We start from the raw sequence: 10497 nt of genomic DNA, 5'->3' as shown, positions 1-10497 counted from the left end.
CGCCCGACCCGCCCCCGTCCACCCATTTTGCCTGCCCGTCCGATCCCCCCTGTGGAGACTGAAACCCGTCCGGCGCTCCTGTGCGGTTGCTGTTTCGCCGTGCGGGTCGGCTCTGCTCCGGGCCGGCTACGGTTTGCCGCTCGCCGGGTGCGAGCGGGCGTCGGGTGTGAGCGCGCCGCACCTGTCGCGGGAGGTCTCTTCAAGAGGCTGGCGGGGTGCGACCCGGAGAGTGCGGTCGCGTGCCGGGCGAAGCGGGCTGCTACGGGCGGACAGGCGGGTCGTGGCGCGCCGCGCGCAGATCGATCTTGGTGACGGTGTGCAGCCGGCCGAGGTGGTCCTGCTCGCGCACGGTGCGCAGGCGCGGCTTCGCGGCGACGCGCGCGTCGTCACGCTCCCGCAGCAGCCGCTCGGTGTTCTTCCGGAGCCTTTCCTTCCAGAGCCGGTCGTCTTCGAGAAGGCGGATCGCGCGGCCGGGACGCCGCTTGGCGGCGTCTTCGCGGCTGGTCTCCCAGGCCGCCTGGCACTCGCGGCAGCGCATGGCGCCGCGGGCAGGCTCGCGACCCAGCCGCCCGTTGCCGAGGCACTCGGCCGCGAAGGCTGCCGCGGCGGGGCCGGGACAGGGATCGGCCTTCGTGTAGTGGCCGCCCTGCGGGTCGGCGCGTGCGCGTTGCAGCCGTTGCGCCAGCGCGCGGCGGCACGCCGGACAGAAGCGGCGGTCCCGGCGCTTGCGCGCCGGGCAGCGCGGGCACTGTCTCTCGCCGTCTGGCAACCCGGGCTTCGCGCGTCCCGGGGTTCCGGCAGGCGAGGTAGTGGTCCCTACCATTCGGTCTGCGCGACAGGCGCTCTTCCTGCTTATCGGCCGCTGATGCCCGATCCGCAACTGGTTCAGACACCGCGCCGTATCGCCGGTGCGTTCGATGCCGGCGAGCCGGAGTGTACAGACCGGCGGCTCATCGCCGCCGCGGTCGACTTCGGGCTCCTCCTCCTGGTGGCCGCGACCGTGGGCCTGGTCGCTGTTGCGGCCGGAGTCGCTTCGGGCGGCCGGTTGCGGCCGGGGATGACCGGGTACGTGACGCTGGTCATGGGATTCCAGTGGGCGCACACGGCGCTGCTGGAGGGCTTCGGGGCCTCGGCGGGCAAACGCCTGTGCGGCCTGCTGGTGGTGGCCGGCCGTGACGGCGGGCCGGTGGGCATCGCGCGGGCCGTGCTGCGGCGCGCCGTCCTCGACGCCTGCATCGGCGGCAGCGCATGCCTGGCGTTCGTTCTGACCGGGGTGCGCCAGTTCGCGGACCCGTGGCCGGTGGGCCGCTTCGACGGCCTGGCCGACTACGTGGTCCTGTGCGTGTTCTGGGCGGCCCTGCTGCTGCCGTTCTTCCTGCATCGCACCGTGTCGTGCGGGGGGCAGTGGCTGCACGACCGTATCGCCGGCGCGGTCGTCGTCCGGGCGCATCCGGCGCCGGAGCCGTGCCTGGACCGGGCGGCCGGGGACTCCGCGTGGACGTTCGCCCGGGCGCCGGTGCCGTCGGTGCTGAGGGGCTACGACGTTCCCGAGGTGCCGTCGGCCGCCGCCGCCGCCCGAGCAGCCCGTGCCGGACGCCGGAGGCGGAAGGCCGCCAGCACTTCCCGCGCTTCGAAACCGGTGTCTTCGGGGACCGCCGGCACTGCGCCACGGCCCGCCGGGGCAGGGGCGGGGACGCCGGGCGGGGCTTCCGAGAAGCCGTGAGGCGGCGGCGCGTCGGTACGGTTCGCTGTCCGATGGTTCGGCATCGCAGGCCGGATCCGGGAACGGGCCTCTATTGCGGGAGACCTCATGCCGCGCCGATCGCCCTTCGTGCTCGCCCTGCCGGGTGCCGGGTTCCTTCCGACGGCGGCCGCCCTCGGCAGCCGGCCCGCGCGGCGGTCCGCCGTTCGAGCGGGGCTCATGCTGCGTCGAGCGCTGTGCGCACTCGCGGTGCTGGCCCTGCTGCTCGCGCCCGCGGCCGTGTCGGCCCAGGGCGCCGTCTCGGTAAGCGTCGCCGATGCCGCCGCCGTCGAGGGCGGCACGCTCGCCTTCCGGGTGGTGGCCGAGGGCGTTGTGGCCGGCGCCGCCGTGTGCGCCGTCTGGCATAGCGCCGACGGCACGGCGACGGCCGGCGAGGACTACCGGGCGGTGCGGAGCGAGACGCCGCTGGCCGTCACGACCGGCGGCTTCTCGGTTCCCGTGTCGACCATGGACGACGCCGAGGAGGAGCCGGCCGAAAGCCTGTCGCTCGTGGTGCGCTATGAGGTCGTCCGTCCTCCGGAGGACGGCAGCGCCGCCTCTTGTCCGCCGGAGCTCGCCGCTCCGGTGGCCGCCACGGCGATTGGCACCATTGAGGACGACGACGAGCCGGGCGTGACGCCGAGCGGCGGCGTCTCGGTCGGCGGAGCGTCGGGAGAAGAGGGCGCCGCGCTGGTCTTCAGCCTCGTGCCCTCCCCGGTGCCGGACGGATTCTCGCTGTGCGTGCGCTGGCACACGGCGGACGGGTCGGCGCAGGCCGGGATCGACTACGCCCCGGAAGCGTCCGAGGGTTTCATCCGCGTCGGCGGCGGGTACACGGTGGCCGTTGCGACCCACGACGACGACCTGGTCGAGGCGGCCGAGACGTTCCAGTTCCTGGTCGACTACTTCGTCGTGGCGGGTTCGTCGTGCAGCGCGGGCAGGGACCCCGGCCTCCTGCACGTCAACGCGCTGGGGACCATCGCGGACAACGACGCGGCGGGCCCCGGTCCGGGCGGCGCGGGCGACGTCCTCGGCTACATCGCGCTCCAGGTCTTCCCCCTCGCCGTCGCCGAGCCGCTCGAAGGCGTCTCCTACGTCAACCTGGTGGCGCGGGTGACGGGCGAGCCGCCCCAGGAGGGGGACGGGCGGGCGGGTCCGCGGCCGCCGGTCTACGTGCGGTGGGCGGCGCATTCCGCGTCGGCGGCCGGCGGGGCGTCGTGCGCCGACCCGCGCGCGGACTTCGTGGACGGCGCCGGCGAGTTCGTGGTGCAGCCCGACGACCTCGACAGGGTCGGCGACGTCGTCCTCGGCATCTGCGCCGATGGGTTCGTCGAGGGCGCCGAGAACCTGCTGTTGCGGTTCGAGATCTCGGACACGCCCGCCTTCGGCCGCCTCCGCGTCGTGCAGTGGGCGGTCGAGATTCGCGACGCGACCGAGTTTCCCGGCCTCGGCCCGCTGGCCCCTCCCTCCTTGCTGGAGGCAGACGCCGGAGACCCGCCGGTGTTCCTCGATGCCGTGGTCGAGCTGCGGCGGCCGAACAACGCCGACGCCACCACCATCGTCTATGGCACGGAGCTCATCTCCGGCAGCGCCGTTCCCGGGGTCGACTATGAGGGCCACGCCGGGCGCACCGTCGTTCCGGCGGGCCGGCCGGGGGCCGTCGTGCGTTTTGCCGAGATCCTCGCCGATGGCGTCCCGGAGCCGGTGGAGCTGTTCACCATCTGGGCGCATCTGGAGGGCCGGCCCGAAACCCGCGTCACCGCCGTGGCCGAGATCAGCGACGACGACGTCGCGATCCACGGCCCCGGCTTTGTGGTCTTCGACATCGGGGTGCCCGGCGATCTGCCGCTCATCGAGGGCGACCGGCCGAAGCCGCCGCTACCGATCGTGGCGCGCCTCGCCGATGCGCAACTGCACTCCGAGGCCTACACCTACCGCATCCTCACGATGGACGGCACGGCGCTGGCCGGCCGGGACTTCGTGGGGTTCGACCGGCGGGTCCGTTTCCGCGAGGGCGAGCTGGCCGTCTTCGACCACGCGGATCCGCTGACGCTGGCCGTGCTGCCGGACCTGGTCGCCGAGGAGCCGCGGGAGTACTTCTACCTGCTCGTCTACGCCCTCATCGACGGCATCTCGTGGCCGGCGTTCACCGCGATTCAGAGGGTCGAGATCGCCGACGACGACCACCAGGAGGAAGTGCTCGACGGCGGCGCCACGCTCTGGGTGGGGGGCGCGGGCGCCGAGATCTGTCCGTCACCGGCGCACAGCGTCGTGCTCGAGGAGCCCGATCCGGAGGTGGCGCCGTGGATCGACGTCGCCGTGCCGCTCGCGGCCCGTCTTGGGCCACTGCCGGGGGAGACGGGCGGCGTCTGCGGGCTGCCGAGCGGGACGTTCGAGGCCCGTGTCAGCCTCGCTCCCGGTGCCGATGCCGGCGCATCCGTGCCGCACGACGTGACGCTCGCCTCGCGAGCGCCGGAGCCGGTGATCTTCGCCCCGCAGGACCATGCCGGCGCGGTGGTGGTGCGCGTCTACGCCGACCAGCTCGTCGAGGCCGACGAGACCGTCCTCCTGCTGGTGTCGGTCGGCGTGCATGGGATCGTCCCGGTCGAGCTGGTGGTGCTCGATTTCCAGAAGCGGCGCGAGCTGGCCGCCGGGCGCGACGCGGCCTTCGCCCGGCTCGGACGCGCAATGGGCACCGCGGTGGCCGACGCGCTGTCGGACCGCTTCTCGTGCTCGCGCTCGGCCGGGTGCGCCGGCCCGCACCGGGAGGCCGGGCGGCGCGATCTCGGCGCGGCCGTGCGGCCGTCGCTCAGGAGGCTCGCCGGGATCCTGCGGTCGCTTGCTCCGCCGGGCGCGCCGCCCGATGCCGCCTTCGGACCTCCTCCGGTTTCCGGCGCTGCGGCGTCCGGGTGGTCCGCGATGCGCAGGGACGTGGCCCGGCCCGGGCCGGCGGCGGGGGCCGGGCTCGTAAACGGCCTGGCGTTCCAGGGCAGCCCGAACACGTGGTTCCGGTCCCGCAACCGGGACGGCGACACGCGATGGACGGCGTGGCTGCGGAGCGGGCGGCGCGTCAGTTCCGACCTGCGCGCGGACCAGTCTCGGGTGCGGACGTCGCTGCTCAGTGTCCTCGGCGGCGCTGACCGGCGTCTGGGTCCGGTGCAAGTGGGCGCGCTGTACGGCTACCTGACAGGCTCCTACAGCCGCCGGTTCTCCGGCGACCTCGCGAGGATCGAGGACGTCGATCCTGCCCGCGATGCCGTGGACAACGCCGTCAGCTGGCACCTGGTCGCGCCCTACGCCGGGGTCACGCCCCACTCGCGGGTGCGCTTGTGGACCGCCTTCGGCCTCTCGTTGGGGAGCTCGGTGAGACCCTCGCCGGGCTATCAGCCGCATCCGGAGCTGGCGGCCGGCTCGCCGTCCTATCGCCTGTTCGCCGGCGGCGCCTCGCTGACGGCGCTTCGCTTCGGCCATGCCGTGCTGGACGTCGACGCCGACGCCTTCGACGTCGTGACCCGGCTTCCCGGGGGGCGGGGTGCCGGTTCCCGCAAGCTCGCCGGCGCGATGCGGCGGCGGGTCGCGGCCCGCCTGGGCGTCGCTGTCGACGAGACCGGCGGGCGCCGGCTCTCGGTCGGACTCGTCCGGCGCTGGGACGCCGGTCCCGACATCGGCTGGCTCAGTCGGGTCGGCTCGCACATGGACTCCTACGACCTGGTCGGCGACGTGCGCATCGCCGGCCGCGGCTCGCGGGTGTCGGCGGCGCTCAGCGGTCGCGTCCAGCTTGCCGGGGCGGTGCGCGGCGCGGAACCCGGCTCGCGTGCCCACCGGCGCGAGACGGCGGTCACCGGCGTCCTCCGCTGGGGGCACGCCGAGACCACCGAGGGCTGGTCGATCGCCCTTCGGCCGGCGTACGGCTATCCCGGCCCGGTGGGCGCGCCGCGCGGCTCGCCGCTCTACTCCACGTTCCTCCCGCATGCGGCGGGGACGGCCTTCGACGCGCGGCCGCTCGTGGGCGTGGAGGCGGGCTACGGCTTCGGTTCCGGGGCGCGCGTCTCGGTCACCGGCGAGCGGGGCCTGGGCCATGCGGACGGCTGGTCCGGCAAGTCGTCGATAGCGTTCCGCTTCGGGCGCGCCTGGTAGCGCGGCCCGTGTCAGGAGGTGATCGATGCTCTCGCGGATCCTCTGGCTCCGGTCGTTGGGGACGCTTGCCGCCCTGGGGCTGTGCGTCGCGGCGGCGGTGTTCGTGCCGCCGCCGTCGCGAACCGCCGCGTTCTCCGGCGCGCAGGTGCCGGATTGCAGCTTCGGCGGCCGGGCCTGCTTCGACGTGCGCGTCGAGCTGCTCCTCCGCCCGGCGTACTCGACGGCGGGCTTCCACGAGCCGCCCGCGGTCCGGGCCCGGGCGCTGCAGCGCGAGGTCTACCGGCAGCTGCTCATGGACCGGACGGCGTTCTCCTGCCGGCCGATCGGCGGCGAGATCGCGGTGCTGCGCGACCGGAACCGGGTCTCGGTCGCGCATGTCGTGCCTGCGGCCGAGGCCTTCGCGTCGGGCCTCAGCATCGAAGAGATGCCGGAGTTCGTGGCCGACACGCTGAACCTCACCATCGCGCACGCGGACCAGATCCTGCGCCGCGCGGGCGGGGACCCGTCGCAGTACCTTCCTGAACGCAACGCGTGCTGGTACGTCTGGCGCTGGCTCGTCGTCAAGCAGAGCTGGGCGTTGTCGGTGGACGAGGCCGAGGCGCGGGTCCTGCAGCGGGTGTTCGGCGGCTGCGCGCCGGAGCGCTTCGCGCGGCTGACGTGCTTCGACTCGGATGTCGGGCAGGACCGCGGGGACGCGGCGCGGGGGCGTTCGTGACCGGGCCCTCGGAGCCGACGCCGCCGTGGCCTGCGCGGGTGGCGGCAGTGCTCCTGGAGGTAATCTTCGCCGCCTCGGTCTCCGGGCTCGCCTTCGCCGCGTGGGCCGGCGCCGGTCACCTCGACCCCGGATCGCTGACACGGTTTGAGGCGGCACTGCTGTCGGCGGCGCTCTTCCTCGCCATGTGGGTCGTTGCGGGCCTTCTCCCTCCCGTATGGGCGGCGGTCCTTGCGGCGACGACGGCTGTCGTCTCCATGCTCGTATGGAGCGTCGCCGACGGCGGCGGCTTCCAGCCCTGAGGGTGCGCCGTGCGACGCCGGTGGCGGCGGTGCATCGTGCGGATCGCGGGGCTTCCCGCGCGTGCTCTCGCCCGCCTGGGCGCGGGGCTCGGCATGCTGGTCGTCGGCCTGGCTGCCCTTGTGGTTCCTGCTCTCCTTCTTCTCGGGCTGGGCCTGGTGATCTGGCACCTGGGCGTCACGGCTCTCGACGGACTCTGGTGACTGCGGGAGTTCGCGCATCGGCGGAGGCCGCTTGGGCGCCGCCTCGGAGGCGGCTTGCGTGCGCACGCCTGCGGGGTCTTCGGGATGCGCAGGGCGCGGGTTGGAGCTGCAAGCTGGACAAGTGAGCATGGCACGTCCCGCAAGGGCTCGGCGGGCGATGCTCGACGCGGCGGCCGGCGGGACCGGGCCGGCCGCCATGCCGGCCGGTCCGGTGCGCGGGGCAGTTCACGGCCGCGGCTTCTTGCCACCGGATGGGCGAGTTCCCCGGGAAGGCCTCGCCGTCAGGATGCGCTGTGCGATCTCGTTGCGGTACTGGTTCCACGCGACATCGGGGCGCAACGTGAGCTTGTGCTGGTACAGGATGGCGCCGTCCTGGATGGTGTGCGTGTGCAGCGGCGGCCCCTTGCGGTTGTGGAGCAGCTCCACTCGCGCACCCTTGGCGGCCTGCAGCGCCGCCTGGTCGATGACTTTGCGCTGGCGCTCGACCAGCGCGTCGGCGTCGAGGTTGCGGTGGCGCGCGCGCATCGCCAGCACCGCGTCCTCGCAATAGATGAGCAGCAGCCGGATGCGGTAGCCGGCCTCGCGCAACCGGTCCAGGCAGCCGGTGGCCCACGGGTCGCCGTGCAGCTCGCTGACGATGGCCAGGCTCTGCTGGTTGCGGATGTTGTCGTCGACCAGCTTCACCAGGATCGCCCGCGCCCTGTGCTGAATGTACGGCTCGTCGGCTCGTCCGAGGCTCTCGGCGAGACGTCTTGGGTTGTAGCAGTCGACGGGCAGATGCGGGGCGAAGGCCTGCATCCACCGCTCGGCGCCGCTGAGCGGGGCGCCGGCGATGACCACGACGTCCTTGGGCCGTCTGGCGGCGGCGGCCGCTCCGCGGCGGCTGGGGGCCGGTGGCTTGCCCTTGCTCATCGCTGGTTCAGGACCCCGGCCGTAGGCGCCGGCCGCAGCCGGTGCGGCTCGGCGTGGCGAAGGGCGTCAGCATCGCGCGCGCCGCCAGCCCGCCTGGGCCGGGGCCGCCGCGCGCCGACGCCTCCTGCAGGGCAGGGATCAGAAACCACTCCGGCGGTTCGCGGAAGTCGACGCACGTGCAGGCGACCGGGTTTCCCGCGTCATCGGCGCGGTGTCTGTCCGCCAGATGCTTGAAGCTGTCCATGCACCGTGCGTCCGGGTTCCGTCGCGGCCCAGTAACTAGCCCAGCGTGGAGCGGCCGACGGCCCGATGTCTGTACCGCGCAGCGTCGGGCTCGTGTGACGTGTGCCCCGGCGCCGGCTCGAAGCCCAGACTCCCGCTGCTCCAGCACCCCCAGGCGGGCTATCCCACGAAGTCTTCCAGGTCCACCTCGACGCCGACCTCCACGCGGATCAGGTCGCCGCTTACGTCGATCAGGAGGCTCTCCTCTTCGATGGTCACGTGCTGCTCGAACTCGCAGCGAGTGAAACCGAATGCGGTCAGTCGATCCGGTCAGTCGATCCGGTCGCGAGCGAAATCGGTGATCACCGCATCGCCGAACGTCTCGTCGAACACGAACCGATCTCGACCCGGCCCGCCGGTCAAGCGGTTCAGCCCGGGTCGGGCGTGCAGCGTGTCGTCGCCCCGGCCGCCTCATAGTGTGTCCGCGCCGCTGCCGCCCGCAATCGCGTCATCGCCGCGCATGCCGGCCAACAGGTTCGCCGCCTCGTGGCCGCCGAGCGTGTCGTCGCCATTCGACTCGATCACGATCTCGACGACCTCGATCGTGTCCTGTCCCGTACCGGCAGCCGCCTCACCGAGGCGTACCTTCACCTCGGCCGCCGCGACGGCATGGGTGACCGTGTCCGAGCCGGGTCCGCCCTCGATGCGGTCGGGACCATCGCCGCCGTACAGCCCGCCGTTGCCTGCCTCCCCGAACAGGTCGTCGGCGCCGGCCCCGCCGTACAGTTACGTCGTCGGCCCGCCCCCGAACAGGTAGTCGTGGCCCTCCTCGCCAAAAAGCGTGTCCTGGTCGCTGCGGCCGAAGAGCCAGTCGTTCCCGCGCCGGCCCTCGAACCGGTTGTCGCCGGCGCCCGCGGCCAGCCAGTCATTGAACTTCGTGCCGACGAGGTTCTCGATGGACGAGAAGGTGTCGCCGACCGCGTCGTCGGGCCAGCCGTCGCCGTCGGACCAGGTGGCCCCGGTTCCCAGCGACATGTTGACGCTGCGGCTGGCCGCGCCGCTGTAGTCCGCCGTGTCGACACCGGGCCCGCCGATCAGAGCGTCGGCCCCGGGTCCGTCTATCAGCGTGTCGTGGCCATCGCCGGCGTCGAGCAGGTCATCGCCCCGGCCGCCTCAGATTAGATCGTCCCCGGCAATGCGTCCCCACCGTAGCGTTCCACCAAGTTGGTCCCTCCAGCAGGACGCCCAGGCCCCCGGGATTGCCGCCGCTCGGAGCGCGCAAACTCGCAGACCCCGGCCTACCAGCCCAGGGTGGCCCGCCCCATGAACCCGTTGCTGGTCCCGCCTTCCATCGGGCTCTCCCGCCGCTGCGCCTCGGCGCCCAGCTCGAAGTTCACCTTCCCCTGCTCCAGCACCCCGAGGCCGTAGCCGACCCGGTAGTCCCGGCCGTAGGACGAGGTCGAGAGCCCGACCTTCGGCGTCCCCACGAAGCGGCCGCCCACCGGCAGCCCGTAGCCCACCTCCGCGTCGACGCGGTCGCCGGAGCCGTACATCTGATGCGAACCCATGCCGTAGGCCATCTGGCTGCCCCACAGCGCCTCGGCCCCGCCCCGCGCCTGCCCGCCCCACGACGGGGCCACGCGCGCCGTAAGGCCCAAGGGGCTCGACGGCGTCGGGTCCCACCCGAGCGACAGCGACATCCCCCGCTCGGTGAACCCTTCGGCTTGGTGCACCACCAGCGTCCGCACCCGCACGTCCAGCGACAGCCCCGTGACCGTGTCGGTGAAGGCGATGCCGCCGCCCACGTCCATGCCCGCGCCCGTCTCGGCGTCGCCGCCGTCCCGCCGCAGCCCCACCTCGACGCTCGGCGTCAGCGACAGCCGGCCGCCACCGAGCGTGTAGCCCCGCGAGCCCTCCAGCGCCGTCCGCACGCGCGTCACTCCCGCCTCGGAGGCGTTCAGCCGGCCCGTGGGGCCGTCGAGCAGGTCGCTGGCCGCGCCCACCCACAGCGCGTCGGCCTTGAACGCCAGCGCGAACCCCCCGGTGGCCCGCGAGCCGATCAGCTCGCCCCGCGTCCCCACCGCCGTCATCGCCATCGACACGCCCGTCTCCAGCGCCGATTGGCCGTCCGGCGTCAGGCTCAGCGCGCCGGTGCCGTAGCCGGTCACGCCCCACGCCGAGACCCGGTCGTTGACCTGGTAGCCCACCCACGGGTAGAACCCGGTCATCGACGTGCTCATCCGCCCGCCGCTCGGGCCGCTGTAGCCGCC

At 73.6% G+C, this 10497-nt stretch carries 11 protein-coding genes and 2 pseudogenes; 6 read left to right on the top strand and 7 right to left on the bottom strand.

The annotated features are described in order from the left end of the window. Positions 1–259: 259 nt before the first annotated feature. Positions 260–769 (bottom strand): hypothetical protein, encoded by a 510-nt coding sequence (locus F4X11_18330; GenBank protein MYN66961.1) that lies wholly within the window; start codon positions 767–769, stop codon positions 260–262. A 96-nt stretch (positions 770–865) separates the two neighbouring features. Here F4X11_18330 and F4X11_18325 point away from each other — a divergent pair, with 96 nt between their 5' ends. From F4X11_18325 to F4X11_18305, 5 genes are all read left to right on the top strand, one after another. Beyond that, positions 866–1723 (top strand): RDD family protein, encoded by an 858-nt coding sequence (locus tag F4X11_18325; GenBank protein ID MYN66960.1) that lies wholly within the window; start codon positions 866–868, stop codon positions 1721–1723. An 87-nt stretch (positions 1724–1810) separates the two neighbouring features. Next, complete coding sequence (locus F4X11_18320) at positions 1811–5878, top strand: hypothetical protein (GenBank protein ID MYN66959.1); 4068 nt, start codon at positions 1811–1813, stop codon at positions 5876–5878. Positions 5879–5903: 25 nt separating this feature from the next. After that, positions 5904–6593 (top strand): hypothetical protein, encoded by a 690-nt coding sequence (locus tag F4X11_18315; protein ID MYN66958.1) that lies wholly within the window; start codon positions 5904–5906, stop codon positions 6591–6593. Further along, positions 6590–6892 (top strand): hypothetical protein, encoded by a 303-nt coding sequence (locus F4X11_18310; GenBank protein ID MYN66957.1) that lies wholly within the window; start codon positions 6590–6592, stop codon positions 6890–6892. The genes F4X11_18315 and F4X11_18310 overlap by 4 nt, the downstream gene beginning before the upstream one ends. A 9-nt stretch (positions 6893–6901) precedes the next feature. Further along, positions 6902–7093, top strand: coding sequence for a hypothetical protein (locus F4X11_18305; protein MYN66956.1), 192 nt, complete (start codon positions 6902–6904; stop codon positions 7091–7093). 225 nt (positions 7094–7318) lie between these two features. Here the strand turns inward: F4X11_18305 and F4X11_18300 are convergent, their stop codons facing one another. Both F4X11_18300 and F4X11_18295 read right to left on the bottom strand, forming a co-directional pair. Beyond that, the gene (locus tag F4X11_18300; GenBank protein MYN66955.1) at positions 7319–8005 is read right to left on the bottom strand and encodes a hypothetical protein; all 687 of its coding nucleotides are present in this window, start codon (positions 8003–8005) and stop codon (positions 7319–7321) included. A 7-nt stretch (positions 8006–8012) separates the two neighbouring features. After that, the gene (locus F4X11_18295) at positions 8013–8249 is read right to left on the bottom strand and encodes a hypothetical protein (protein ID MYN66954.1); all 237 of its coding nucleotides are present in this window, start codon (positions 8247–8249) and stop codon (positions 8013–8015) included. 257 nt (positions 8250–8506) lie between these two features. On the opposite strand from F4X11_18295, the gene F4X11_18290 reads away from it, so the two are divergent. Further along, complete coding sequence (locus F4X11_18290) at positions 8507–8704, top strand: hypothetical protein (GenBank protein ID MYN66953.1); 198 nt, start codon at positions 8507–8509, stop codon at positions 8702–8704. Here F4X11_18290 and F4X11_18285 read toward each other — a convergent pair. The 4 genes and pseudogenes from F4X11_18285 to F4X11_18270 form a co-directional block, all read right to left on the bottom strand. Beyond that, complete coding sequence (locus F4X11_18285) at positions 8699–8878, bottom strand: hypothetical protein (GenBank protein MYN66952.1); 180 nt, start codon at positions 8876–8878, stop codon at positions 8699–8701. The two genes, F4X11_18290 and F4X11_18285, sit on opposite strands and share 6 nt — an antisense overlap. An 87-nt stretch (positions 8879–8965) precedes the next feature. Further along, positions 8966–9013, bottom strand: a pseudogene (locus F4X11_18280) (hypothetical protein). Next, positions 9014–9262 carry a hypothetical protein gene (locus F4X11_18275; GenBank protein ID MYN66951.1) on the bottom strand — a complete coding sequence of 83 codons (249 nt, stop codon included), beginning with the start codon at positions 9260–9262 and terminating at the stop codon, positions 9014–9016. Positions 9263–9298: 36 nt separating this feature from the next. Next, positions 9299–9382, bottom strand: a pseudogene (locus tag F4X11_18270) (hypothetical protein). Positions 9383–10497 lie beyond the last annotated feature (1115 nt).

It is taken from the genome of Acidobacteriota bacterium (assembly GCA_009861545.1).
GTDB lineage: Bacteria > Acidobacteriota > Vicinamibacteria > Vicinamibacterales > UBA8438 > WTFV01.
This window is presented reverse-complemented; position numbering and strand designations above follow the sequence as displayed.